General features: G+C 61.6%; 21 protein-coding genes. 11 read left to right on the top strand and 10 right to left on the bottom strand.

The features are described 5' to 3' along the window. Positions 1–79 precede the first annotated feature (79 nt). Both glnT and purU read left to right on the top strand, forming a co-directional pair. Entirely contained in the window at positions 80–1,387 is a 1,308-nt protein-coding gene (gene glnT / locus QD408_RS10660) for a type III glutamate--ammonia ligase (RefSeq protein WP_414139280.1), read from the top strand. Positions 1,388–1,461: 74 nt separating this feature from the next. Next, the gene (gene purU, locus QD408_RS10655; protein ID WP_414139279.1) at positions 1,462–2,346 is read left to right on the top strand and encodes a formyltetrahydrofolate deformylase; all 885 of its coding nucleotides are present in this window, start codon (positions 1,462–1,464) and stop codon (positions 2,344–2,346) included. A gap of 116 nt (positions 2,347–2,462) precedes the next feature. Here purU and QD408_RS10650 read toward each other — a convergent pair whose 3' ends face one another. From QD408_RS10650 to QD408_RS10640, 3 genes are all read right to left on the bottom strand, one after another. Beyond that, positions 2,463–3,284 (bottom strand): oxidoreductase, encoded by an 822-nt coding sequence (locus tag QD408_RS10650; protein WP_414139278.1) that lies wholly within the window; start codon positions 3,282–3,284, stop codon positions 2,463–2,465. A gap of 130 nt (positions 3,285–3,414) precedes the next feature. Next, positions 3,415–6,525, bottom strand: a complete 3,111-nt coding sequence (locus QD408_RS10645; RefSeq protein ID WP_414139277.1) for an efflux RND transporter permease subunit — start codon at positions 6,523–6,525, stop codon at positions 3,415–3,417. After that, entirely contained in the window at positions 6,525–7,643 is a 1,119-nt protein-coding gene (locus QD408_RS10640) for an efflux RND transporter periplasmic adaptor subunit (RefSeq protein ID WP_414139276.1), read from the bottom strand. Before QD408_RS10640 ends, QD408_RS10645 begins: the two co-directional genes overlap by 1 nt. Before the next feature lie 98 nt (positions 7,644–7,741). On the opposite strand from QD408_RS10640, the gene QD408_RS10635 reads away from it, so the two are divergent. From QD408_RS10635 to minE, 4 genes are all read left to right on the top strand, one after another. Beyond that, positions 7,742–8,332, top strand: coding sequence for a TetR family transcriptional regulator (locus tag QD408_RS10635; RefSeq protein WP_414139378.1), 591 nt, complete (start codon positions 7,742–7,744; stop codon positions 8,330–8,332). A gap of 334 nt (positions 8,333–8,666) precedes the next feature. After that, on the top strand, positions 8,667–9,392 hold the full coding sequence (gene minC / locus QD408_RS10630) for a septum site-determining protein MinC (RefSeq protein ID WP_414139275.1): 726 nt from the start codon (positions 8,667–8,669) through the stop codon (positions 9,390–9,392). A gap of 31 nt (positions 9,393–9,423) precedes the next feature. Then, positions 9,424–10,239 carry a septum site-determining protein MinD gene (minD, locus tag QD408_RS10625; protein WP_088683619.1) on the top strand — a complete coding sequence of 272 codons (816 nt, stop codon included), beginning with the start codon at positions 9,424–9,426 and terminating at the stop codon, positions 10,237–10,239. Beyond that, complete coding sequence (gene minE / locus QD408_RS10620) at positions 10,236–10,496, top strand: cell division topological specificity factor MinE (protein WP_011428260.1); 261 nt, start codon at positions 10,236–10,238, stop codon at positions 10,494–10,496. The genes minD and minE overlap by 4 nt, the downstream gene beginning before the upstream one ends. A 99-nt stretch (positions 10,497–10,595) precedes the next feature. Here minE and QD408_RS10615 read toward each other — a convergent pair whose 3' ends face one another. Both QD408_RS10615 and QD408_RS10610 read right to left on the bottom strand, forming a co-directional pair. After that, a complete protein-coding gene (locus QD408_RS10615) occupies positions 10,596–11,627 on the bottom strand; it encodes an aldo/keto reductase (protein WP_414139274.1) in 1,032 nt (343 codons plus the stop codon). Positions 11,628–11,839: 212 nt separating this feature from the next. Next, on the bottom strand, positions 11,840–13,108 hold the full coding sequence (locus QD408_RS10610) for a flavin monoamine oxidase family protein (RefSeq protein WP_414139273.1): 1,269 nt from the start codon (positions 13,106–13,108) through the stop codon (positions 11,840–11,842). 115 nt (positions 13,109–13,223) lie between these two features. On the opposite strand from QD408_RS10610, the gene QD408_RS10605 reads away from it, so the two are divergent. Both QD408_RS10605 and QD408_RS10600 read left to right on the top strand, forming a co-directional pair. Then, entirely contained in the window at positions 13,224–14,204 is a 981-nt protein-coding gene (locus tag QD408_RS10605) for a 3'-5' exonuclease (RefSeq protein ID WP_414139272.1), read from the top strand. A 154-nt stretch (positions 14,205–14,358) separates the two neighbouring features. Beyond that, a complete protein-coding gene (locus QD408_RS10600; protein ID WP_011428254.1) occupies positions 14,359–14,505 on the top strand; it encodes a DUF1127 domain-containing protein in 147 nt (48 codons plus the stop codon). A 138-nt stretch (positions 14,506–14,643) separates the two neighbouring features. Here QD408_RS10600 and QD408_RS10595 read toward each other — a convergent pair whose 3' ends face one another. Further along, positions 14,644–14,895: a hypothetical protein gene (locus QD408_RS10595; RefSeq protein ID WP_414139271.1), complete on the bottom strand. Its 252-nt coding sequence runs from the start codon at positions 14,893–14,895 to the stop codon at positions 14,644–14,646. A 217-nt stretch (positions 14,896–15,112) separates the two neighbouring features. Between QD408_RS10595 and kduI the strand changes: the two genes are divergently transcribed. The 3 genes from kduI (at position 15,113) to QD408_RS10580 (ending at position 17,640) form a co-directional block, all read left to right on the top strand. Beyond that, entirely contained in the window at positions 15,113–15,949 is an 837-nt protein-coding gene (kduI, locus tag QD408_RS10590) for a 5-dehydro-4-deoxy-D-glucuronate isomerase (RefSeq protein ID WP_414139270.1), read from the top strand. Positions 15,950–15,954: 5 nt separating this feature from the next. After that, a complete protein-coding gene (gene kduD / locus QD408_RS10585; RefSeq protein WP_414139269.1) occupies positions 15,955–16,710 on the top strand; it encodes a 2-dehydro-3-deoxy-D-gluconate 5-dehydrogenase KduD in 756 nt (251 codons plus the stop codon). 183 nt (positions 16,711–16,893) lie between these two features. Continuing rightward, positions 16,894–17,640, top strand: a complete 747-nt coding sequence (locus QD408_RS10580) for a FadR/GntR family transcriptional regulator (RefSeq protein ID WP_414139268.1) — start codon at positions 16,894–16,896, stop codon at positions 17,638–17,640. A 4-nt stretch (positions 17,641–17,644) separates the two neighbouring features. Here the strand turns inward: QD408_RS10580 and QD408_RS10575 are convergent, their stop codons facing one another. The 4 genes from QD408_RS10575 to QD408_RS10560 all read right to left on the bottom strand — a co-directional run bounded on the left by QD408_RS10575 (position 17,645) and on the right by QD408_RS10560 (position 24,492). Further along, complete coding sequence (locus QD408_RS10575; RefSeq protein WP_414139267.1) at positions 17,645–20,920, bottom strand: GH36-type glycosyl hydrolase domain-containing protein; 3,276 nt, start codon at positions 20,918–20,920, stop codon at positions 17,645–17,647. 191 nt (positions 20,921–21,111) lie between these two features. Continuing rightward, complete coding sequence (locus QD408_RS10570; RefSeq protein ID WP_088683628.1) at positions 21,112–21,600, bottom strand: cupin; 489 nt, start codon at positions 21,598–21,600, stop codon at positions 21,112–21,114. 177 nt (positions 21,601–21,777) lie between these two features. After that, positions 21,778–23,319 (bottom strand): DHA2 family efflux MFS transporter permease subunit, encoded by a 1,542-nt coding sequence (locus QD408_RS10565; RefSeq protein WP_414139266.1) that lies wholly within the window; start codon positions 23,317–23,319, stop codon positions 21,778–21,780. A 264-nt stretch (positions 23,320–23,583) separates the two neighbouring features. Beyond that, positions 23,584–24,492 carry a flagellin gene (locus QD408_RS10560; protein ID WP_088683630.1) on the bottom strand — a complete coding sequence of 303 codons (909 nt, stop codon included), beginning with the start codon at positions 24,490–24,492 and terminating at the stop codon, positions 23,584–23,586. Between the last annotated feature and the right edge of the window lie 231 nt (positions 24,493–24,723).

Here is a 24,723-nt window from a genome sequence, read left to right as displayed (position 1 = left end):
TTCTACCGGCCGGGCAAAAGACCCGGCCGTCTCATATCCATAACCAAAGTGTCTCCAAGAAATCCAAAGGGGAACGAGTATGACACTGGACCTTGCTGCTTTTGCCAAAGACAAAGGCATCAAATATTTCATGATCAGCTATACCGACCTGTTCGGCGCTCAACGCGCCAAACTGGTCCCGGCTGAAGCCATTGCCGACATGCAGAAAGATGGCGCCGGTTTCGCGGGCTTTGCGACCTGGCTCGATTTGACGCCCGCCCATCCCGATCTGTTCGCGGTTCCCGATGCTTCCTCCGTCATCCAGCTCCCATGGAAGAAGGACGTCGCATGGGTTGCCGCCGACTGCGTCATGGACGACCGGCCTGTCGAGCAGGCGCCGCGTGTGGTGCTGAAAAAACTGGTCGCGGAAGCTGCGAAAGAAGGGCTCCGGGTAAAGACCGGCGTCGAGCCTGAGTTCTTTCTCATCTCTCCGGACGGCTCGGTGATTTCGGACCAGTTCGATACCGCAGAGAAGCCCTGCTACGATCAGCAGGCGGTGATGCGCCGGTACGACGTCATTGCCGAGATTTGCGACTATATGCTCGAGCTTGGCTGGAAGCCCTACCAGAACGACCACGAGGATGCGAACGGCCAGTTCGAGATGAACTGGGAATATGACGATGCCCTCAGGACGGCGGACAAACATTCCTTCTTCAAGTTCATGGTCAAGTCGATCGCCGAAAAGCACGGCCTTCGCGCCACCTTCATGCCGAAGCCTTTCAAGGGCCTGACCGGGAACGGATGCCACGCCCATATCTCGGTCTGGGATATCGACGGCAGGGTGAACGCGTTTGCGGACAAGGAAATGCCTTTCGGGCTCTCTGCCCAGGGCAAGACCTTCCTTGGCGGGATCATGAAACATGCTTCGGCGCTGGCCGCCGTCACGAACCCGACCGTCAACTCCTATAAGCGGATCAACGCTCCGAGAACGATCTCGGGCGCGACATGGGCGCCGAACACCGTCACCTGGACGGGCAACAATCGCACGCACATGGTACGTGTGCCGGGTCCCGGCCGCTTCGAACTCCGGTTGCCCGACGGCGCGGTCAATCCTTATCTTCTGCAAGCGATCATCATCGCCGCCGGCCTTTCGGGAATGCGATCGCAAGCCGATCCCGGCAGGCATTATGATATCGATATGTATCGTGACGGACATACCGTCACCGACGCTCCGAAGCTGCCCCTCAATCTTCTCGACGCGCTGCGTGAATACGAGAAGGACGAAGAATTGCGAGCGGCGCTTGGCCGGGAATTCTCCTCCGCCTACCTCAAACTGAAGCATGGCGAGTGGAATACCTATTGCTCGCACTTTACCGAGTGGGAGCGGAGCACCACTCTGGACATTTGATTTCCCAGCCGCATCCGCGGCCGCTTGCCCCGTGCCATCGGCACGGGTCTTTTTTCCTTCGTTCGGATAGTCCCATGTCTCAGTACGTTCTTACGGTTTCATGCAAGTCGACCCGCGGCATCGTCGCCGCGATATCGGGTTGCCTTGCCCAGAAAGGCTGCAACATCATCGACGCCTCCCAGTTCGATGATATCGAGAACACGAAATTCTTCATGAGAGTCACCTTCGTCTCGGAAGAGGGCGCAACGCACGAGGAAATCCGGGAAGGGTTCGACAAGGTCGCCAAGCAGTTCGAGATGAATTTCGAACTGGTGGATGCCTCGCGCCGGACGAAGGTCATCCTCATGGTATCCCGCTTCGGGCATTGCCTGAACGATCTTCTCTACCGTTGGCGCATCGGCGCGCTGCCGATCGATATCGTCGGCGTCGTGTCCAATCACCACGACTATCAAAAACTGGTCGTGAACCACGACATTCCTTTCCACTACATCGCCGTGACCAAGGCCAACAAAGCTGAGGCGGAGGCGCGTTTGCTTGACATCGTCGGGCAATCGGAAGCGGAACTGGTGGTTCTTGCCCGTTACATGCAGATCCTTTCGGATGCGCTTTGCCAAAAGATGTCCGGCCGCATCATCAACATCCATCACTCGTTCCTGCCGAGCTTCAAGGGCGCCAACCCCTACAAGCAGGCCTATGAGCGCGGCGTGAAGCTGATCGGCGCGACGGCTCACTATGTCACCGCCGATCTCGACGAAGGTCCGATCATCGAGCAGGACACGGTGCGCATCACCCATGCGCAATCGGCGGAGGACTATGTCTCGCTGGGACGCGACGTCGAGGCCCAGGTTTTGGCGCGCGCCATTCACGCCCATATCCACCACCGCACCTTCATCAACGGCAATCGCACCGTCGTCTTCCCCGCAAGCCCGGGAAGCTACGCCTCCGAACGCATGGGATGAGCCGGCCGGCCGGAAATTTAGACAAGCGTGTTCCGCCAGTCGCTCGGGCGCGCTGGGGTTATCACGCTTGCTAAATCGACAGGTCAGCCGGCGCCGCCTGGAAGTTTGGGCAAGATTTAGGACACAGGACGCTTTCCGAAGCCGAATGTCTTGCGCAGGCTGCTGTCGACCGCGCTTGCCGGCATAAACCTGCGCAGCCGGCTTAGAAGCGTTGCCTGGCCGCCGGCCGGTTGACGCATTTTGTATGGGCCATTGATTGCCGCCAATATCTTCTCCGCAACTTTTATAGGCGACGGCGCGGTTTTGATCTGGGCTTGTACCGCCTTGATGGTCGCCTCAGCCTGCGTTGCATAGGCTCCCAAGGGCGCCTCGGTCTGTGCCGCGTTTACATCGAGCTTGGTGTTTGTAAAGGTCGGCTCAATCAGCACGACGCGCACGTTGAACTCACGAACCTCATGATCCAGCGATTCCGACAATCCTTCGAGTGCATGCTTGCTGCTGGCATATATTCCCATGAACGGCGCCGGCAGGAAACCGAGGACCGAACTGATATTGATGATCAGCCCGCTGCGAGCGGCGCGCATGGAAGGCAAAGCAGCGCGCATCATGCGCAAAGGGCCGAAAACATTGGCATCGAATACCGTTTGCGCTTCGCGAGGCGACGTGTTCTCGACAGGGCCGACCAGCGAAATGCCGGCATTGTTGACTAGAATGTCGATCTTGCCTGCCTCGGACAACACCCATTGAACAAAATTGGAGACCGAGGCGTCGTCGGTCACGTCGACAGTCCCATAGCGCACGCCGGGAATGGCGTTGACACGTGCCGGGTTGCGGACGCCCCCGAAGACCTGGAAGCCGTTTTGTGAAAGAAGGCGGGCTGACGCCTCGCCTATTCCGGAGGATGCTCCGGTAATCACGACAACTCTATTTTTAGACATGCATGCTCCTTGGTTCTTATCAAGCAGTTGATTATCAATAACTTTTTATTCTCTAGCGATTTTTCGGCCAGAGTTGCTCTCGCGAATTCGCCCGGTTTCCGGCACGTCAAACGCACCGCTTCGCAGAAAATCACTCGGCAGCCATCGCCGTTGCTAACTCCACGGCGCTTGGTGAATTTGCATGGCCTTCATTTTTCGTCGGCTTGATGCGGAACCAGCTGGCGTAGAGAGCGGGAAGGAAGAGCAGGATCATCGCTGTGCCGACCGCCGTTCCGCCGATCAGCGTGTAGGCCATCGACCCCCAGAACACCGAATGGGTGAGAGGAATGAAGGCAAGGACGGCGGCGAGGGCTGTCAGGATGACGGGACGCGTCCGCTGCACTGTCGCCTCGATGACGGCGTGATAATCGTCGAGACCGGCTGACTTGTTCTCCTTGATCTGTTCCGTCAGAATCAGGGTATTGCGCATCAGAATTCCCGCCAGCCCGATCAATCCGAGAATGGCATTGAAGCCGAAGGGCTTATCGAAGAGCAGCAGCACCGGAACCGCCCCGGCAAGGCCGAGAGGCCCCGTCAGCATGACCATGGTCATCGTCGACAGGCTGCGGACCTGCAGCACGATCACGATCAGCATGGCGGCAATCATTGCCGGGAAGATTTTGACGAGGGCGGCGTTGGCCTTGAGCGACTCCTCGATGTTCCCGCCCATCTCGATACGATACCCCACAGGCAGCGAGGCGATCAGCGGCTGAAGCGCCTTTAGAATCTGCTCTGATACTTCTGGCGGCTGGGACGCCTCGTTGATATCGGACCGGATGGTGATGACAGGCGTGCGGTCACGACGTTTCAGGATCGGTTCCTCAAACCGGATTTCCGAATGGCCGATCTGATCGAGCGGGACCTGTCGCCCATCCCGGCTCATCAGTGAGAAGTCTGCCAATCGTGACGGGTCAAGCCGGTTTCCGCCGGCACTGCGCGCAACGACAGGCACGTTGCGGATATTCTCGCGAACCTCAGTGATCGGAATTCCGCTCAGCAGCAATTGCAGCTGCTGCGCTGCCTCGGCCGGCGACAGGCCGATGAGGCCCAACCGATCCTGGTCGGGAACGAAGCGCAGCACCGGCGAGCGGTTGCCCCAATCGCGGTTTGCCTGGCGCACATCCGGCACGCTCTTCATGATATCGAGGGCTTTTTCGGATATCTGGTACAATTGCTCCGGATCAGGGCCGGTGATCCGGAACTCGACCGGAAACGGCGTGTAAGGCCCGAAGACGAGCTGCGTAACGCGGACATAGGCCTCGGGGGCAAGCCCGTCCGAAATGGCCGCACGCAGCCGAAGCTTCAATACCTCGCGCGTGTGAGCGTCAGGGGTCAGCACGACGATCTTGGCGAAAGACGGGTCCGGCAATTCCGGCGCCATGGCAAAGAAGAAGCGGGGAGCCCCCTGACCGACATAGCTCGTGACGGTCTTTGCCTCCGGCTGCTTCTGCAGCCACCCTTCGAGCTTCTTGACCGCTGCCGTCGTCGTCTCGATGCTGGTGCCTTCCGGCATGCGGACTTCGACGAGGACTTCGGGACGGTCCGACGTCGGGAAGAACTGCTTTTTCACCGCTCCCATCCCAACGACGGAGGTTCCCATGGCGATTACGACCACCGCACAGGTGACGAACTTGTGGCGCACGGTAAACTCGATCAGCCGCCGCAGGCGCCGGTAGTTCGGGGTGTTATAGATGGCGTGATGGCCCCCTTCGACCGGTTTGATCGCCGGCAGCATCTTGACGCCGAGATAGGGCGTGAAGATCACCGCAACGATCCAGGATACGATGAGCGCAAAGCCCACGACCCAGAAGATGTTGCCGGCATATTCGCCGGCGGTCGAGCGGGCGAAGCCGACGGGCATCAACCCGATGATCGTTACGAGCGTGCCGGATAGCATGGGCGCCGCCGTATGGCTCCAGGCATAGGCGGCCGCCTTGATGCGATCCATCCCCTCTTCCATCTTCACCACCATCACCTCGATGGCGATGATGGCGTCGTCGACCAGAAGGCCGAGCGCCAGGATGAGCGCTCCGAGAGTGATGCGATCGAAGAACCGGCCGGTCTCCAGCATGATGAGGAAGACGACCGCAAGCGTCAGCGGAACGGCCAGAGCCACGACGATGCCGACACGCCAACCGAGGCTGACAAGGCTGACGAACAATACGACGCCGAGGGCCATGGCGAATTTCAGCATGAACTCGCCGACGGCTTCCTCGATGTTGACGGCCTGGTCGCTGACCTTGGCGAGCGTCATGCCGAGCGGCAGGGTCTTCGCGATCGCGGCGGATCTTTCTTCCAGGGCCTTACCTAGCTCCAGACCGTTCCATCCCTGTTGCATTACCGCGGCAAGCATGATGGCGGGCTCGCCGTCATGGCGAATGAGATAGGTGGCCGGATCCTCATAGCCGCGCCGCACTTCGGCAAAATCCGAGAGTTTCAACGTGCGTCCGGCCGCGACGATCGGCGTGTCGGCGATCGCCTGGATACTGTCATAGGCGCCATCGAAGCGAATGAAGACCTGGGGCCCGCGCGTATCGATCGATCCGGCCGGCGTCACTGTGTTTCGCCGCTGCAAGGCGGCCGCGACGTCCTGTGCCGAAATGCCAAGGGTGGCGAGCTTGGCATAGGAGAACTCGACAAAAATCTGTTCGGGCCGCTCTCCGAGGATGTTGATCTTCTTGACACCAGGCACATGCAGAAGATCCTGGCGGATCACCTCCGCCTGACGCACAAGCTCGCGCATCGGCATGCCCTTGGCCTTGAGGGCATAAAGACCGAAGCTGACATCCGAGTACTCGTCGTTGACAAAGGGGCCAAGCACGCCCCGGGGAAGGCTCCGTGCCTCGTCTCCAAGCTTCTTTCGCGCCTGATAGAATTCCTCCTCGACTGCCGTGGACGGCGTGCTGTCCTTCAAGGTGACGGTCAAGAAGGCGTATCCCGGCCGGGTTGTCGTCTCGACACGATCGTACCAGGTGAGTTCCTGGAGGCGCTTCTCGAGCGGCTCGGCGACCAGATCCTGCATCTCGCGCGCAGTCGCGCCCGGCCAGACGGTCGTCACGGTCAAAGTCTTGATGGTGAAGGAAGGATCCTCGGCGCGCCCGAGCTTGACGAAGGCATAGGCGCCGGCGGCGGCCAGCAGGACGATGAAGAACAGCGTAACGGCCCGCTCGCGAACAGCGAGCGCGGAGAGGTTGAAGGTCATCAGTTTGCCGCCTCTGCCTGTTCTACCTTGGTGCGCACGCTGGCGCCGTCCTGCAGCAGATGGGCACCGAGAGCGACGACCGGCTCGCCTGATTTGACGCTGGAAACCACCGCGACCTCCTCACCCAATTGTTCTATTTTCACCTGTCGGAAGTGGACGGTCGAAGATGCCTGATCGAAGACCCAGACGCCGGTTCGGCTGCCATCGTCCAACAAGGCGCCGACCGGCACCGCGGCATGCGATTGGCCGGTGCTGCTGGAGATTCTGATCGTCACCGTCGCGCCCAGCGGCGCCGATGCTGCGGCGCCATCCAGAACCCAGCGCGCCTCATAGGTGCGGGTTTGAGGATCGGCGGCGTCGGAGATCTGCCGAAGCCGCGCCTTGTCCTGCCGGCTCTCGTTTCCGTAGATGCTGGCGTCGGCTATCTCGCCGATTTGCGGCCGCAGCGACTCCGGAAGCCAGACGAGCGCTTCGCGCGGGCCGGCCTGCGCCAGGCGGATCACAATCTGTCCCGCCGTCACGACTTGACCCGGCTCTCCGAGCGTTTCGACAATGGTCCCGTCAGCATCAGCAACCAACAAGGAGTAAGTTGCGGCGTTTTCAGCGACCCTTGCCTCCGCTTCCGCCGCAGCCAGTTGAGCCGTTGCAGTGTCGAGCGCAGCCTTTGCCTGTTCATAGCGCTGCGGTGAAGCCGCCGCCAATCCGCTTTTCGCCAAAGCAGCGTAGCGTCTCTCATCGGCTTGCGCTTGGATCAACACAGCTTGCGCGGAGACAACTGCGTTGTGTTTCGCAGTCAGCGCGAGACGCAGATCGGTCTCATCGATGCGCATCAAAGGCTGACCGGCTTTGACCTGCTCGCCAACGTCCACATAACGCTGGACGACCTTGCCCGGTACGCGAAAACCAAGATTGCTCTGCACCCGGGCGGCAATGGTGCCCGTAAAGGCGCGTTCGGCCGTTTCCGGCTTCTTCGCTTCCACCAGTTTGACGAACGGCGGCGCGTTTCGGGGATCGGCGGCTTGCGCGCTTCCTTTCGAGGATACTCCGAAAAGCACGAACGCCGTGGCGCCGGCAGCCGCCAGAAGGCCGAAAGAGGCGAGGAGGATTTTGCGGTTCATGTCAGTAAGCCTTATTGACGGGCGCAGCCATTGAATTAGATTGCGATCTAACTCTAATTCCGCTATAGATGTCAAATGAAATCTAATTGGAGATCGCAATGAGAGTCAGTCGTGCTCAAGCCGAGGCCAATCGTGAAACGGTGATCAACGTCGCAAGCCGACTTTTCCGAGAGCATGGATTCGACGGCATCGGCCTGAAGGACCTGATGAAAGGGGCCGGCCTGACGCAAGGCGGCTTCTACAAGCAGTTCGCATCGAAGGATGATCTTGCGGCGCTGGCATCCGGCCGAGCAATGGAGAGCGCCCTTCGCAGGTGGTCGAGGGTTGCCGCCGGAAGTGCCGATCCCTTCGCCGCGGTTGTCGGCATGTATCTGTCGACCGGGCACCAGGAAGAGAAAGGTGATGGCTGCCCCTTGGCTGCGCTTGGGTCAGATGCGGCGCGCCAGAGTGAAGAGGTGCGAGTTCCGTTCCAGAATGGCATCGAGGCGCATCTTCAGATTCTCGACGAATTGATCCCGGCATCGGACGGCACGAAACCCTATGACAAAGCCATGGTCGTCCTGTCCCTCATGGTGGGCGCCGTAACCATCTCTCGCGTCATGACCGACCAGGGCATGTCGGAGCGTCTGCTCGAAGCCGCGGCGGATGCAGTCAAACGGATCGCGGGCGAAACTGCGGAGGAGGAATGAGATCCCGCCTGACATTCCTCGGACAACAGCAATAGCACCGTCGTCTTCCAGGCAAGCCCCGGAAGCTGCGCCTCCGAGCGTAGGGTGTGAGTCGCCGAGGGGTTAACGCGGCGCTAAGAACCGCCTGATGGTGTCGACGTGATCGCCGAGCGACAAGTCCTCATTCCGATCATATATGAGGATTATTCACTCTTCATATTCATTCAATCTTTTCATCCGCTTAAATAAAATCTTCGACCGAGGGAAGTGACATTACGTTAGGGAATTCCGGGGTCACGTTAACTTTTTGTTAACCATGTCGGCGGTACAGATGGTCAACGATTTATTCACACAGATGACCAAAGTGCTAACAGACGCTCGCTCTATCCGAATCAAGGGCCGCTCCTTCCTGGCCGTCATGTTGTCCCCGGACCTTCCTTTCGACGATTGGTTGGCGAGGTTGGACGATCTGGCCGCACGTTCGGCCGGCTTCTTCCTGGGACGCCCCGTCGTCCTCGACCTGACGGATCTGCAGATCGATAAGCCGCAGCTCAAGGAGCTCATTGCCGAACTCGGCAAGCGCAATGTCAGCATCATGGGCATCGAGGGCGCGCGGCCTTCCATTCTGGGCTCCGGCATGCCTCCGGCGCTCAAAGGCGGCCGTTCCGCTTCCGACATCGAGGTTCAGGCGTCGAATGAGCCTGCCGATCCGGTCGGCAAACCGGCGGCGGCCGAGATCCGTCCGGCAACGACGCAATCCATCGTCATCCGGGAACCGGTGCGCTCGGGGCAGTCGGTGATCTTCCCGGAAGGCGACGTCACCATCGTCGGCTCCGTCGCCTCGGGCGCGGAAGTCATCGCCGGCGGCTCCGTCCATATCTATGGGGCGCTGCGCGGCCGAGCCATGGCAGGATCCATCGGAAACGCATCCGCGCGGATCTTTTGCCGGAAGCTCGAAGCCGAACTCGTTGCAATCGACGGCATTTACAAAATGGCGGAAGACATGGCCCCCAATCTTCGCGGACAGGCTGTTCAGCTCTGGCTCGAAGAGGATGCGATCATGGCGGAAAAACTGATCTGACCCGGCTGCGGCCACGGCAAAGGAGAGAGAAATGGGGAAAGTGATCGTCGTCACGTCAGGTAAGGGCGGGGTCGGAAAGACGACCTCGACGGCCGCATTGGGAGCGGCGCTGGCGCAACGCAATGAAAAAGTCGTCGTCGTCGATTTCGACGTCGGCCTGCGCAATCTCGACCTGGTGATGGGCGCGGAACGCAGGGTCGTCTACGACCTGATCAACGTCATCCAGGGCGATGCCAAGCTTCCCCAGGCGCTGATCCGCGACAAGCGGCTGGAAACCCTGTTCCTGCTGCCGGCCTCGCAGACGCGCGACAAGGACAATCTGACAGCCGAAGGCGTCGAGCGCGTCATCAACGATCTGAAGCGCTATTTCGACTGGATCATCTGCGACAGCCCTGCCGGGATCGAGCGCGGTGCAACGCTTGCCATGCGCCATGCCGACGTTGCCGTTGTCGTCACCAACCCGGAAGTTTCGTCGGTGCGCGATTCCGATCGCATCATCGGCCTGCTCGATGCCAAGACCGCCAAGGCCGAACGCGGCGAGCGGATGGAAAAGCACCTGCTGCTGACCCGTTACGACGCCAACCGCGCCGAGCGCGGCGACATGCTCAAGGTCGACGACGTGCTGGAGATCCTTTCCATCCCGCTCCTCGGCATCGTGCCCGAAAGCATGGACGTGCTGCGCGCTTCCAATATCGGCGCACCGGTGACGCTGGCGGAAAGCCGCAGCGCAGCCGCCATGGCTTATTTCGACGCCGCTCGCCGGCTCGCCGGCGAAACCTTGCCGATCGCGATCCCTGAGGAAAAGCGGAATATCTTCGGCAAGATCTTCGGAAGGAGAGCGGCATGAATATTTTCCGTCTCTTCAACAAGCAGCGCACGGCGCCCGCCGCCCGCGAACGCCTCCAGGTACTCCTCGCCCATGAGCGTTCCTCGGCGGGATCGGACCTCGTCTCCCTGCTGCGCGAGGAAATCCTTGCGGTCATCGCCAAGCATGTCGAGCTCGACCACGACAAGGTTCAGGTGACGATCGACCGCAACGAATTTGTCTCGACCCTGGAGATCGATGTCGAAATCCCGCTGAACGCCGCCGTGCAAGCCGCCTGACGGCCACGACGAGTTTCCCCGCCTCGTGGAAGTCGCCATGGAAACATGGCGACTTTTTCTATTGATGCAGACCGTTCTCGTCATGCAGAGGCGAAAGGCTCAGCGGCCGCCTTCGATCTTGCGGTGGCGCTGGTTGATGCCGCCCTTGCCGTAGGGATAATCCAGGGGCTGGGGCGCGCTGACCTCGTTGAGCCTCGCAATCTCCTCGTTGGATAGCGCGACCTTCATCGCGCCGAGATTGTCGGCAAGCTGTTCGGGCGTGCGGGCGCCAAGAATGACCGAGGTCACGGCCGGCTGCGCCGCCGTCCAGGCGAGCGCCACCTGCGCCATGCTGACGCCGCGCGCCTTGGCGATCTCCTCGACGGCCGCGATGATCGCCCAGGTGCGTTCCTGCGCATTGCGCGGCGCATAGGATTCGCTGCCGCGGTTGGGGTTTTCGCCGAGGCGGGTGGCGCCGGTCGGCATCTCGTCGCGCTTGTACTTGCCTGTCAGCCAGCCGCCGCCGAGCGGCGACCAGGGCAGGAGGCCCATGCCGGCATCCTGGCAGGCCGCGACGATTTCGAGCTCGATGTCACGCGCGAGCAGGCTGTATTGCGGCTGCAGCGTCACCGGACGCGTGTAGCCGCGGGCCTTGGCGATCTCGGAGGCCTTGGCGATGTGCCAGCCGACATAGTTGGAAAAGCCGTAATAGCCGATCTTGCCTGATGAAACCGCATCGTCGAGGAAGCGCAGCGTCTCCTCGATCGGCGTCAGCGCATCCCAGGCATGCATCTGGTAGAGGTCGATCTGCTCCAGGCCGAGGCGGCGAAGTGAATCGTCGAGCGCCTGGCCGAGATGCCGGCGCGACAGGCCGATATCGTTGGGCCCGTTGCCCATCGGAAACCGCCCCTTGGTGGCGACGATCGCCTGGCGGGCTTCGGTCGGACGCGCCTTCAGCCAGCGTCCGATGATCTCCTCCGACTTGCCGGCGCTGTAGACATCAGCCGTATCGATGAAATTTCCGCCCCAGGCGAAATAATCATCGAGCAGCTTGTGCGAGGCCGCTTCGTCGGCCTCCGCGCCGAAGGTCATGGTGCCCAGGCAATAGGCGGTGACGACGGTCCCGCTCGGACCGAGCTTGCGATAATCCATTTCTTCCTCCTCATGCGGATGCCCGCAGCCGACGTGCGAAATCGTCGGGGTAGAAGCCGGGGCTCCTGCAATCAATGACAATATCGTGCTTGAGGCGGCGGCTTGCCGCCGGGATGAGGTACGGCGCCCTGGGCTCGGGTAGCGCGAGGGGCAAGGGCAGCATAGCCAATCCCACCCGTGCCACAAGTGGGAAAAAATATTTCCGACAACGTTTACGGATTCTGCTGAAACGAACCGGCAATAAGATCGGCGGCGGCGACGCCGGTCTCGTAAGCGCCGTGCGCCGTCGAATAACGCGAGCGCGAGCAGGCTTCGCCTGCGAAGAAGATTCGCCCGTCATGCGGCGCGGCAAGCTCCCCGCGCAAATCGGAAGCGCCGGGTTCGGCGTAGGAATAGGAGCCGCCGATGTGGGGCGCCGCGGCCCAGGCCGAGATCGCCGCCACCGACAGTTCCTTGCGGATATCCGCCCCGAAATGCGCTGCCAGTTCATCGGCGGCGAAGGAAAAGGCAGCCTCTCGGCCCTCCCGCTCGAGATCACGCGCGAGGTCTCCGGCAAAATAGGCCTCGACGACGGGCGCGCCGAACGGCCGCAGCTGATAGGTGCCGGTCTCACCGCGGCTGGTCGAACCGAGCATATGCGTATCCGCCGGCAGCGCCTCCGGATTGGCGAGCCTGAGGAAGAGCTTGTCGGCGAGCCCAAGCGGCAGACGGGCGGCCGCCTCGGCCTTTCCGGGCAGGGGAGGGTCGAAGGCGATCCGGCCTGCGGCAAGCACGTTGGTCGAAACGGTGACGAGCACGGCGCGGGCGCTGAGCGTCCCCTGGTTCGTCTCGATGCCGATACGGCCGGCATGGCGGTAGTCGATGCGCGTGACTTCGACGCCGAGTCTGGCGGGAACCGGACTGCCGTAGCGCGAGATCAACGTCCCATAGCCCTCGCGCACCCGCCAGTCGGGACCGGGGCCGGGATCGTATCTGTTGTAATCGGCGACCGAAGACCGCTCCAGCTCTGCGCCGGTGATGTAAGTGCCGATCGCCCGGATATGGCCATTCCAGGGATTGCCGTGTTCGAGCTTAGCGGCCAGATCGGTATCGCCGCCTTCATGGCTTTCGAGACGCTCGAAATAGGCGCCGATCGCCTCCTGCGAGGCACGCACGTCGGCATCATCCCGCTCGAGCTGCCGCCCGCCATTCCAGGGCGCAGGCGTGCGGTCGACCGTCAAGCCGACTTCGCCGGCTATTTCAGTCCAGGCATTGGTCCGCGCCCCATGCAGCCAGCCGCAGCCGAGGTCGAGCCGGACATTGTCTGCTCCCGGCAGCCCGACCGTCCAGGCCCTGCCGCCGAGACGATTTCCGGCTTCGATCAGGAGGATGGAGAGATCCGGACGGATTGCCTGCAGACGGCGGGCTGCGGCAATGCCGGCGGCACCCGCGCCGATGATGACGACGTCCTCGTCCGCACCCTTGCCGTTGTCGCCGGGCATATGATCTCCTTTAATCGCTCATCCTCAGCTAAACTTCCCTCTCCCTGAAAGGCAAGGGCTCGATATAACGCCGCGCCCGATGGATTAAGCCACGTCTCCGTGACATATAGATCCGATGAGCGTGAACAGAGATTCGCAACTCGACATGTTTGCCAAGGCATCGCCCGCGATCGCCAAGGCGCACGGTCCGTCGCGCCGGCGGCAATCGCAGCCGGCCGCCCACTCCGAGGAAGACATGGCGCGGGTGCTGGAGGAGAGCGGCAATTATCGCATCCTCAGAAAACTCGCGCCCCGGCCGATTGCCGCAATCCGGCGACCGGAATTTCCGCGGCTCGGCGTCGTTCTCGATACCGAAACGACAGGCCTCAACCACCGCAGCGACGAGATCATCGAAATCGGCGCGGTCGCCTTCACATTCGACGATGACGGCGCGGTCGGCGATGTCGTCGGCATCTATGGCGGCCTGCAGCAGCCGTCAAAGCCGATCCCGGCCGAGATTACCCGGCTGACAGGAATCACCGATGCGATGGTCGAAGGACAGGTCATCGATATCAGGACACTCAGCACCCTGATCGAGCCGGCTGATCTGATCATTGCCCACAATGCCGGTTTCGACCGTCCGTTCTGCGAGGCCTTCTCGAAGATCTTCGCCGGCAAGGCCTGGGCATGTTCCGTTTCGGAGATCGACTGGAGCACACGCGGCTTCGAAGGTACCAAGCTCGGCTATCTCGTCGGCCAGGCCGGTTATTTCCACGAAGGCCATCGCGCGGTGGACGACTGCCATGCCCTGCTCGAAATCCTCGACCGGGCGCCGCGCGAGGGTGAAAACCCCTTCGCGGAGCTTTACCGCGCCAGCCAGCGCTCCCGTATCCGCATCTTTGCCGAGCACAGCCCGTTCGAGATGAAGGATCACCTGAAGGCGCGGGGCTACCGCTGGTCGGATGGAAGCGACGGCCGCCTGAAATCCTGGTGGATCGAGATCGGCGAGGAAGATCTCGCCGAAGAGCTTTCCTATCTGCGCTCGGAGATCTACCGCTGGAAAGAGGCGGACCCGCCGATCGTGCGGCTGACCGCCTTCGACCGCTTCAAACTCTGACCCTCTTCGACAATCCATGCATTTGCTGCATAGGTGCAGTGATGCATTGGCGCTGCAACAATCGAAGGTCCCGTATTATATGAAGCTCATCGAAGCGAACGAAGCGCCAAGGACTGGCAGCTAAGCTTCGAAAGCCCACGGAAAGGGGATCATCATGAACGTAGCACGCTCTTTCAACAACTGGCGCAAGTATCGTCAGACGGTCGCTGAACTGGGCCGTATGTCCACGCGCGAACTGGACGACCTCGGCATCGGCCGCGGCGACATCCGCAACGTTGCGCGCGCAGCCATCGCCCGCTAACGGCCACGCAGACTACATTTTTCGAGACTTGCCCAGCGCCTGCTTCCTCCCGAGCGGGCGCTTTGCTTTTTGCGCTTGCCGGCAGATGACGAGCCGCCCGCTTTTCGCATAACGCATAGCTGCCCTGCAAAGAAATGCCTATGAACTGAGCAGGAAATAAGTATGATTATTTCCATCGAAGCGATGCACCTTCTCCCGCATCCCTTCGGACATGCAGGCGCCCCATCCTCCTCCCAGGGTCGCTTGCGGGAACGGCAGCACTCCTCCTCCCAGCTGTCGTTCGGTTTTATCGAAAGCCTGCCGCACCTCCTCCCGCGGCAGGCTTTTTTTCATTTTGGCCGAGGGAAATACCGAACCGCGCCGAGAGCGGCCGCTTGTGATGGCGATCATCACCCCGGACAATTTCTCCCGTTATTCCCAGATTTGCTGCCATGTTCTTGCGGGCCGCGTGTCTTCTCCGGCGAGCACCGGACAAACCTGTTGACACCCAACTTGTCGTACAACTATGTAACCAGGTAGATACCCACGCGGGCGGAAGACGGCAGGCAAGACTGGCTTCCGCGATAGCGACAATGCCTGACGACAACGAAGCTGAAGGAAATTCGACATGCAGATCGACGTGAGACACGCCTCCCATCCCGAGGCCGTGCGCAATTTCGACACCGAAACGCTGCGGCGTCATTTTCTGGTCGAGACCATCTTCGAAGGCGGCGAGATCCGGCTCACCTATTCCCATTACGACCGCATGGTCATCGGCGGCGCCACACCACTCGGCAACGGCCTGCCTCTGACGGCGCCGACGGCGATCGGGCAGGAAACCTTCCTTGCCGAACGTGAACTCGGCGCGCTGAATATCGGTGGGGCCGGCCGCATCGTCGTCGACGGCACGAGCTACGATCTTGCCAAGTATGATTGCCTCTATGTCGGCAAGGGTGCGCGCGATATCCGCTTCGAAAGCGCCGATGCCGCCGATCCGGCGAAGTTCTACCTCGTCTCGACCCCGGCGCATGCCACGCATCCGACCGTGCTGCTCACCCGCGACAAGGCGCGGCACTTGAGCCCCGGCGACCCGGCAACCTCGAACAAGCGCTCGATCTACCAGTATGTCCATCCGGAGATCTGCCAGTCCTGCCAGTTGACCATGGGCCTCACCATGCTGGAGACCGGCAGCGTCTGGAACACCATGCCGGCCCACACGCATGACCGGCGCATGGAAGCCTATCTCTATTTCGACCTCGAAGCCGACCAGCGCGTCTTCCACTTCATGGGCGAGCCGCAGCAGACCCGCCACATGGTCGTCGCCAGCGAACAGGCGGTCATTTCGCCGCCGTGGTCGGTTCACTCGGGCGCCGGCACCCGTAACTACAGCTTCATCTGGGCGATGGCCGGTGACAACAAGAGCTTTACCGACATGGACCACATCGCCGTTGCGGATCTGAGGTAAGCGCCGTGGCAAATCCCTTCGACCTTTCCGGCAGGACTGCCGTCGTCACCGGCGCCAACACCGGCATCGGCCAGGCCATCGCTGCCGCGCTGGCTGAGGCCGGTGCAGCGATCGTCGCCGTCGGACGCTCCTCGATGGACGAGACCGAAGCACTGGTGAAGCAGGCGGGAAGCCGCTTCCATGTCGTCAAGGCCGATCTCTCCACCATCGAGCCGGTGAAGGGGATCGTCGAGGAGACGATCAGCACCTTCGGCGGCCTCGACATTCTCGTCAACAATGCCGGCATCATCCGCCGCGCCGATGCGCTCGACTTCACTGAGGAAGACTGGGACGCGGTCATCGACGTCAACCTGAAGACCGCCTTCTTCCTGTCGCAGGCGGCCGGCCGCCACATGGTCGAGAAGGGGAGGGGCAAGATCATCAACATCGCCTCGCTGCTCTCCTTCCAGGGCGGCATCCGCATTCCCTCCTATACCGCCTCGAAAAGCGGGCTTGCCGGACTGACCAAGCTGCTTGCCTGCGAATGGGCCGGCAAGGGCGTCAACGTCAACGCCATCGCGCCGGGTTATTTCGTCACCAACAACACGACGGCACTGCGCGAAGATCCCGACCGCAACGCCGCCATCCTCGCCCGCATTCCGGCCGGGCGTTGGGGAACGCCTGATGAACTCGGCGGCGCTGCGGTTTTCCTGGCGTCGCCGGCATCCGATTACGTGCACGGAACGGTGCTGCCGGTCGACGGCGGCTGGCTGGCACGGTAATCCGCTCACGGAACGACGACTGCATAATTTAAAGTGCAACAGCGCCGCGCGTCTGAAACGACGCGTGGCGCTGTCGGCATAGAGCTGCCGTGACCGACGTCGTTTTGCCTTTCAGGCCGGCATGCGTTAGCAAAAGGAAATGAGGCGGGCGCAGCCGCATCGACAGGCAGGATTCGACACGGGATGACGGACAGGGACAACGCGGTCTTCAATACCACTCGGCAACCGCCGAACCTGCGCAGCGGCCTTGCGGATACGTTGATGGCGCAGATCGAGTCCGGCGACCTGCAGCCCGGCCAGCGCCTGCCGACCGAACAGGCGATCATGGCGGCGACCGGTGTCAGCCGGACGATCGTGCGCGAGGCGCTTGCCACACTGCGGGCGAAGGGGCTGATCACCACCCGCCAGGGCCTCGGCGCCTTCGTCTCGAACGATCCGACGCCGAGATCCTTCTCCATCATTCCGAACGACCTGCAGTCGATCGACGAGGTCCTGCGCGTGCTGGAGCTTCGCATCGGCGTCGAATATGAAGCGGCCGGCCTTGCCGCCTTGCGGCGCACCCAGGAAGACATCGACCGCATGCAGGGCCGCCTCGACGCCCTCGACAAGGCGCTCGAAGACGGCGGATATGGCGCGCAGGAGGACTATGCCTTCCACCGGTCCATTCTGGTCGCGACGCAGAACTCCTATTACGGCCGGCTCTTCGATACGTTCGGCAACATCATGGTGCCACGGCAATGGGCGCGCCTGGACAAGATGACGGCTGCCGAGCGCAAGCGCCATGCAACGCGCATGCGCAGGGAACACCACGCCATATTCACGGCGATTCGCGACGGCAACGAAGCCGCCGCGCGGCGCGCCATCCGCACCCACCTGTCGAAAAGTACGGCGCGCTTCGAAGAGCTGCGCGACGCCAGCTCCTCGTCCTGAACCTTTACGGCTTCATCAGCCGACGCCAGGCGGCGTGATCCGTGTGCAGATCGACGGAAGCGTGAGCGGCAGGCAGAAGCGGTTTGCGCTTGCGCCGCCCGAAGCGCCGTTTGAAGCCCAGGATATTTTCGACGAAGCTTCGGGTATAAAGCCCGGGTCCGCTCGAATAGATGCGCCATCCGCCGTCGACGGCGATCTTCCCCGCCTTGACGCTCTCCCACTCGGCCGCCGCCTGATAGCGGTCAGGGAAGGCGGCATCGCTGCTGCTGAAATAGGTGTTGCGCTGGCGCAGCGAAGCGTGCGGCAGGGCTGATGTGACGGCGATCGGATTGACGACTGATATCGCCTTCCAGAGTTCATCCGCCTCGGCCCCCAGGGCAAGCGTTTCGCAATAGCGCAGATGCGCATGCACATACATCAGCCCGATCTCGCGGCCGAAGAAGGAGGAGGATTCGGCGCGGCGAAACAGCGTCTCGGGTCCGCCGGCATAGGTCGCCGGCTTTTCCATCAGCCGCACGCCATCAGGGAAGAGCAGATGCTCTTCGATCAGCCGCATATGAGCCTGCCTCTGCGCCGGCGTGAACAGCCTGCCGAGCATCGCCTGCGTCATCGAGATCAGCGAGAAAGAGAGCCCGGTGCGCCGGTCGCTCGGGTGCAGCAGCAGTTCGACGCCGTCATGTTCGGGATCGAAGATACCATAGCCGGCAACCACGCCGTCACGGATGAGATGACGGTTGAAATCCCGGCGCATCGCCGTCGCGATCTTCCTGAGCGCCTTGGCTTTGTCGCCCCGGCCGTGGCGGCGCAGGATCGCGGAATAGCGGACGACCTGCTCGTAGAGAAGGGCAACCGTCCAGCTGCTCACCATCCAGTCGCGCAGATGCGGATCGGCCGGCTGCAGGGAATCGTTCCAGTCTCCCTCGCCGTAGCGGATCAGATGCGTTCCCGGAATGAACTGTTCGCGGACAGTATCGAGCAGCTTCTCGGCATGCGTCGCGATGGTGTCGGTTTCGGACGCCTTCTGCATGGTTTTTTCGTCACGCCAGGAAACTTCCTCGTCGAGGATGGCGAGATCGCCGGTCGCTTCGATATAGTCGCAGAGCGCCTTCAGCGGCCAGACGACGATATCGCCGTGGCTGTCGCCGGCCCGGATATTGGAATAGGGCTCCAGCATGAACCATTGCGGCCAGTCGCCTTTTTCCAGGTATTGTTCGCTGAAGACGGTTTTCACCACCTCCTTGGCCTCGCAATCATGCTCATAGGCAAGCAGGAACTCGATCGGCCCCTGGCAGGCGTCGCGCGTTCCCCAGGCCGCACCGGTATATTGCTCGAGGCCGTGCGGCACGCTCAGATGCACGATGGCGTCATGCGCAAGCCAGGGCAGGAGGGTCGTCTGCGCGGCAAGGTCGGGCGCCGTGCCGCCGATCGTCAGGCCGCGCACGGTCTTCCGCCAGAATTTAGATGCCAGCACCAGCATCGCTTCCTCGGTAACGCCAGCAGCATAGCGTTGCGCCAGGTGTTCGGCCTCTTTCGCATCGGTCATCGAACCGACGACGGCGAAGGAAAGAACCTGCGTCGGCCGCGAGCGAAGCGCGACGAAGGCGCCGTTGCGCGCAACGCCGTCTGTGTAGAGCAGCTCATCGCCGCCGATTTCCTCGATGGCATCGGGCGTCGAACTCACCAGCCAATAGGCGGCGTCGGGATACCGTTCGCCCCAGAGCCAGGCCGGATCAGGCAGGAAGCGAATGCGTTTGCCCGGCGCATCGAAGTCGATCCGCCCGCCCGCATCATATTCGCGTTCGCCGAGGACGACATGGCCGAACACGAGGAAGCGGCAAGGCTTGCCTTCGACGGAAACGGTCCATTGCATGGCCGCATCCTCGCCGGAAACCACGGCCGCAACAGTGATGGTGCGGTCGGCGCAGCGATAGATCCAGCGGCAATCGCTGAGCCCCATCTCGAAAGCCGAAGGCACCGCCAGGAGCTGCCAGCCCGCCCCGACATCCGTCATGATGCGCAGCCCGCTGGCGCTCGTCAGATTGTAGGGATCGCGGGAGACCGAAAAGAGCTTGTGGAAGGAGGTATTGCCGATCGTCAGCTGCGCGGCGAAAATGCCCTGCATCCAGCAAGTCGCGGCAAGCGTGGAAGCATCGAGCAGCATATTCTGGCCGCTCCTGACGATCGCGCCGTGACGGCGCGCGACAAGGCGTTCCTTTTCGCTGAGGACGACGTGGCGGTTCAAGACACCATCGGCCACGAAAAACGAAAGGAGCTTTCCGCTGGCGCGTTCCTCCAGGCTCCGTTCAGGATAAAGCCGCGCAATCGCCTTTTTATCGAGCGGCTCGGCCTCCAGCAGAGGAGCATCCTGCAGCAGGCTGCGGGCGGGCTCGGCTTCGGCAATCTCAGCGGCGGCGCTTTCCGTGGCCGCAAGCCCATCGAGCCGCGAAAGATCGGCATCGCTCGAAGCCTCGGGATGATCGGCGGCAAACAGAGCGAAAAAGGTCGCGCTCGTCCCGCTTGCCGGTACGGAAAGGGATTTCGATTGGATGGCAGGACATGCCGTTTCCTGCTGCCGCCGTTCACTCGGCAGGCTGGCGCCGAACGGGCCGACCAGCAGGTCGCCGAGGCGGTCTTTCGCCTGCACCAGCTGGATCGCATCCGTGGCATAGGCTGCCGCGCCATCGAGGCAGCCCTGCGCGAGCCACGGATTGCGGGCGCCCGACTGTTTGAGATTTTGCCGGTTCATCACGACCCATCCATAGGTCTTGTGATCGGCAATATGGTGATCGACATATTGCGAAGCATAGGCTTCGCTGTTCATCAGGAAGCCGCGATCGCCGAGGCCGACGTCCTGGATCAGCACCAGATCGACCGGCAGCGTTCCCTTCTTCGGATGCCTGAGCGAGACGCGCCAGAACCAGGCCGTTTCGGTGGGATGAAGTTCGAGGCGGACGTTATAGCCGATATCGCCTGTTTTGCCGCTCCAGGAGAAGCTCGTCGCGTTATGCCCGAAGCTGCCAGCGGCCCGAGGCCCGACGATCTCGACGACATCAGGCGCGGCGCCGCCGATGCGCAGGTAAAGGCGGCCGATGCCGCCGATGAGCGGCGAGCCTTGAATCTGGTTGATCTGCACCGATCCCTTGTCGTCGGCATATTCGATGGCAAACAGCGTGCCGTTCGGCAGCGCCGATATCGACAGGCCGGAACCATTGCTGATGGTGCGGAGGCCGAGATCATCGCGGCGGGGCATTTGCAAACTGCGCGTAAAGTCCGGGGACATCAGGATCTCATCGATTGGCATCAGAGGGAATCGAAGGATGACGCAAAAAGATTGAGAGAAATCTTACTGACGGCCGCAAGATCGGCAAGTGTCGTGACGTGACGATCAACTCTTGCGGTTGTGTGTCGCATCGGCCAGGTTAGCCTCGCAAACTGAACATCGCCGTGAAATCGGTCGCGGTGCCCGTATAACTACCGCCATTTCTCAATGAGAAATCCGGACCGTCCTTGAAGGGGATCGGTATCGGGCAGACGCACTGACGAGATTTTCGTCAGCATTTCGCTTGAAGCAGCCGAGGTCTGAATGTCCGCATGCTGCCCCTTAGGATATGCGCCGATCACCTGGAAGTCCGGCGTGCAGCCGAGATTTTGGTGCCCGGTTCCGGCAGGAAGCACCAAACAATCTCCTGCCGCAACCTCCAATGCTTGACCGCCGGGACCGCCGATCAGCAGCGTGGCGCCGCCACGTGTAATTCCCAGCACTTCATGGGCACCGGAATGGTAGTGCTGATAGTCGAAGACACCGTTTGTCCAGATACCAGTCCAACCGTTTGCCGCGAAGCGACCTTCGAAATCGCGAGGTCCACCATCGGCAAAGATATCCCGATAAAGCAATACAGGAAGACGCGGGTTGTTTGGAACCCAGTCGCTCTGCTCGAAAATAATCGTCTCGGTGTTCATGCTGAATTCCTACGGTAGGCGAGGGCCTTGACACGATAGTTGGGGGCCATCCGCGCTGGTGAGCGAGTTCGATGCGATTGCGATGGCTTCAAAAGGCTAAACTTTGGCGACCGCCAGCAGTTCCTTCAATCAATATGTTAAACGATTCTGCTTAAGCAGATCGTCACGTGACGGGTCTCATGCCGGCGCTGGCCGCCTGGCGAAGGGCACGGAGAGCAGGGCGCAGCCGGTCAGAACGGCGACGACCATCCAGGCTTCGTTGATCGCCTGAACGCTGGCCGCTGTCTGGACGAGAGGATCGAGCAGCGCCGTCGCATCCGCATCGAAGCTGCCGCTGTGCCCCGATATGGCCTGGAGAGGCGCGCCGACGAATGTTGCGGCCTCGATGTCGCCGGCTTGAAGGCGCGTCCAGAGGCCCTGTCCCAGCGGTTCCGAGCGCGTGTAGATGATGGTGTCGACGAGCGCGATGCCGATGGCGCCACCGAGGTTGCGCATCAGGTTGAAAAGACCGCTCGCATCGGGAATGCGATCGGCCGGAAGCGTGCCGAGCGCCAGCCGCGTCGGCGGCAGCAGACAGAACATGATGGCGACGCCGCGCACGACCTGCGGCCAGAACATCGCGTCATAATCCGAGCGCGGATCCTGAAATGCGCTCATACCGACACCGATCGCAAACAGGGCAAAACCGGCAGCCGACAGCAGCCGCGCATCCATGCGCTTCTCCAACGCGACGGCGACCGGTGCGGTGATCAGTTGCGAGACGCCGGTGACCAGCATCGTCATGCCGATTTCGAGAGCATTGTGGCCCCTGACGAAAGCGAGAAAGACCGGCATGAGATAGACCGAGCCGAAGAGACCGATGCCGAGCACGAAGCTCAGGATCGAACCGACGAGAAAGTTCCGATCGGCGAAATTGCCGAGATCGACGATCGGTCGTGTTCGCCGGAGCGTTCGCCCTGTGAAAATGGCTCCCGACACAAGACAAAGGGCGAGCAGGCTCAGGACATAGGCGGAGGTCCAGCCGCTGGTCGGCGCCTCCTTCAGGCTGAGTTCCAGGCTCGTCAATGAGGTTGCCATCAGCAGCAGCGAAAGGATGTCGATGTGCCCGAGTTCGGACGAATCGATCGCCTGCCGCGGCAGGAAGCGTGCCGCGACGATCGCCGAGGCGATCCCCGGCAGGATGTTGATCAGGAACAGCCAGTGCCAGGAATATGTCTGCGTCAGCCAGCCGCCGACGATCGGTCCGACGGTCGGCGCAAGCACAGCAAGCACACCGGCGATCGTCGTCGCAAGCGCCTGCCGCTCATTCGGGAAAACGATGAACACGGCTGAAAACACAGAGGGGATCAGCGTTCCGCCGGAAAAGCCCTGAAGCACCCGCCAGGCGACCAATTCTGCAAAGCTGCCGCTCGCCGCGCAGCCGGCAGAGGCCGCGACGAACAGGCCGACGGCGACGACGAAGAGCCATCGCATCGTCAAAAGCCGCGTCAGCAGGCCGGTCAGCGGGATGGCGACCACTTCGGCGATCAGATAGGCGGTCTGTATCCAGCTCATCTGATCCGGACCGATATCGAGCGCCGACTGGATGGTCGGCAGCGATGTCGCCACCACCTGAACGTCGAGGATCGCCATGAACATGCCGACGCACATAGCCAGGAAGCCGAGCCAGACGATGGCCGGCGCCCCGTCAGGACGAGCAGCTTCAAGTCGTTCCGACATGCTATGATCCCGCCAGCGGCATTGTCTGCGTCGATGAGAATATCTGAGGCCAACATGTTTGCGATCGAAACGATCGGCATGTCAACCGGCACGCTTCGGCGGAGGCAACTCTAGATCAAGCATCGGCATCGGCATCGTGGCGTCGCTTACGTCATTGCCGAAAACGCGACCGAGCCTGACCGGGAAGGCCAGGCTCGGTGTTCGATCAGCGAATATGGTCCGGGCGTTCTATGCGCCCGGCTCCCTTTGCGTTGGCCAGTACGATTAGCCGCGGAAGAGCGACAGGATGTTCTGGGACGACGAATTCGCGATCGACAGCGATTGGATTGCAAGCTGCTGCTGGGTTTGCAGGGCAGAAAGCCTGCTCGACTCCTCTTCCATGTCGGCATCGACGAGCCGGCCGACGCCCGAGTCGATCGAATCGGAGAGTGCGCCGACGAAGTCTTCCTGCAATTCGATGCGGGTCGAGATCGAACCCAGCTGCGCACCCGCAGAGGTCATTGCCGACAGCGCGGATTCGACAGTCGTCAGCGCCGACTGGATCTGGCCGAGCGTGAAGTCGGTGATATCCATCGAATAGACCGAGCCGGTCGCGCCCGACGAAGTGCCGAGAATACCCGTGGAGGTTTCGATCGAGCCGCCGCTCATGCCGAACAGGACGTTGCCCATCGAGGCGGTATCCAGAGCATAGTCCGTCATTTTCACCGAAACGGCGCCGGAGCCGTCGCGGACGAAGGACGATACGACGCTCACGGTGCCGTCAGCGCCGGCGACCCAGTTTTCGCCCGAGAAGGACGCCGATTGGGCGATGCTCATCAGTTGCTCCTGCAGCTGGCTGATTTCTTCCTGGACCTTGGACTTGTCGACACCGTCTTCGGTCGCGGCCACGAGCTTGGCTTTGATCTCGTCGACGACGTCGATCGCGCTGTCCATTGCGGTATAGGCGGTATCGACTTTTGCGGCACCGAGGCCGAGCGCGTCGGACACGGCGGAAAGGGCCTTGTTGTCGGACCGCATCGTGGTCGCGATCGACCAGTAGGCGGCGTTGTCGGATGCGGTATCGACGCGATAACCGGTGGAAACGCGGTTCTGCGTCGATTCGAGACCGGAGTTGATGGAGCGCAGCGTCTGAAGGGCTGCCATCGCCGAATTGTTCGTATTGATGCTCGTCATTGGAAATTCACCTGTTTCGGAAGTTGGATGTGGTGCATCCCGGCAACATCCGGGCCGTGGCGAGCAGCCTCATGCTTATCGACTCCTTCGGGTAGGTCAATTCGCCATCGTTGGGACAATTATGGTACTTAAAGGTACCTTAATCGTTAACGCCGCGAGGGCTGGTGTGTTTTTTTGCAAAAATCTGATGCGCAGCCTCGACTGCTCCGTTGTGCCGGCTCTGGGTGGGGA

Source organism: Rhizobium sp. BR 249 (genome assembly GCF_047445895.1).
GTDB lineage: Bacteria > Pseudomonadota > Alphaproteobacteria > Rhizobiales > Rhizobiaceae > Rhizobium.
This window is presented reverse-complemented; position numbering and strand designations above follow the sequence as displayed.

Excerpts from the sequence above, each read along its gene's own strand:
- minC (WP_414139275.1), top strand. The coding sequence starts at position 8,667 with ATGACCAAAGTGCTAACAGACGCTCGCTCTATCCGAATCAAGGGCCGC.
- minD (WP_088683619.1), top strand. The coding sequence starts at position 9,424 with ATGGGGAAAGTGATCGTCGTCACGTCAGGTAAGGGCGGGGTCGGAAAG.
- QD408_RS10575 (WP_414139267.1), bottom strand. The coding sequence starts at position 20,920 with ATGTCCCCGGACTTTACGCGCAGTTTGCAAATGCCCCGCCGCGATGAT.
- QD408_RS10560 (WP_088683630.1), bottom strand. The coding sequence starts at position 24,492 with ATGACGAGCATCAATACGAACAATTCGGCGATGGCAGCCCTTCAGACG.
- purU (WP_414139279.1), top strand. The coding sequence starts at position 1,462 with ATGTCTCAGTACGTTCTTACGGTTTCATGCAAGTCGACCCGCGGCATC.
- QD408_RS10650 (WP_414139278.1), bottom strand. The coding sequence starts at position 3,284 with ATGTCTAAAAATAGAGTTGTCGTGATTACCGGAGCATCCTCCGGAATA.
- QD408_RS10570 (WP_088683628.1), bottom strand. The coding sequence starts at position 21,600 with ATGAACACCGAGACGATTATTTTCGAGCAGAGCGACTGGGTTCCAAAC.
- QD408_RS10610 (WP_414139273.1), bottom strand. The coding sequence starts at position 13,108 with ATGCCCGGCGACAACGGCAAGGGTGCGGACGAGGACGTCGTCATCATC.
- QD408_RS10565 (WP_414139266.1), bottom strand. The coding sequence starts at position 23,319 with ATGTCGGAACGACTTGAAGCTGCTCGTCCTGACGGGGCGCCGGCCATC.
- QD408_RS10595 (WP_414139271.1), bottom strand. The coding sequence starts at position 14,895 with ATGATCGCCATCACAAGCGGCCGCTCTCGGCGCGGTTCGGTATTTCCC.
- QD408_RS10605 (WP_414139272.1), top strand. The coding sequence starts at position 13,224 with ATGAGCGTGAACAGAGATTCGCAACTCGACATGTTTGCCAAGGCATCG.
- glnT (WP_414139280.1), top strand. The coding sequence starts at position 80 with ATGACACTGGACCTTGCTGCTTTTGCCAAAGACAAAGGCATCAAATAT.
- minE (WP_011428260.1), top strand. The coding sequence starts at position 10,236 with ATGAATATTTTCCGTCTCTTCAACAAGCAGCGCACGGCGCCCGCCGCC.
- QD408_RS10635 (WP_414139378.1), top strand. The coding sequence starts at position 7,742 with ATGAGAGTCAGTCGTGCTCAAGCCGAGGCCAATCGTGAAACGGTGATC.
- QD408_RS10615 (WP_414139274.1), bottom strand. The coding sequence starts at position 11,627 with ATGGATTATCGCAAGCTCGGTCCGAGCGGGACCGTCGTCACCGCCTAT.
- QD408_RS10600 (WP_011428254.1), top strand. The coding sequence starts at position 14,359 with ATGAACGTAGCACGCTCTTTCAACAACTGGCGCAAGTATCGTCAGACG.
- QD408_RS10580 (WP_414139268.1), top strand. The coding sequence starts at position 16,894 with ATGACGGACAGGGACAACGCGGTCTTCAATACCACTCGGCAACCGCCG.
- kduI (WP_414139270.1), top strand. The coding sequence starts at position 15,113 with ATGCAGATCGACGTGAGACACGCCTCCCATCCCGAGGCCGTGCGCAAT.
- QD408_RS10640 (WP_414139276.1), bottom strand. The coding sequence starts at position 7,643 with ATGAACCGCAAAATCCTCCTCGCCTCTTTCGGCCTTCTGGCGGCTGCC.
- QD408_RS10645 (WP_414139277.1), bottom strand. The coding sequence starts at position 6,525 with ATGACCTTCAACCTCTCCGCGCTCGCTGTTCGCGAGCGGGCCGTTACG.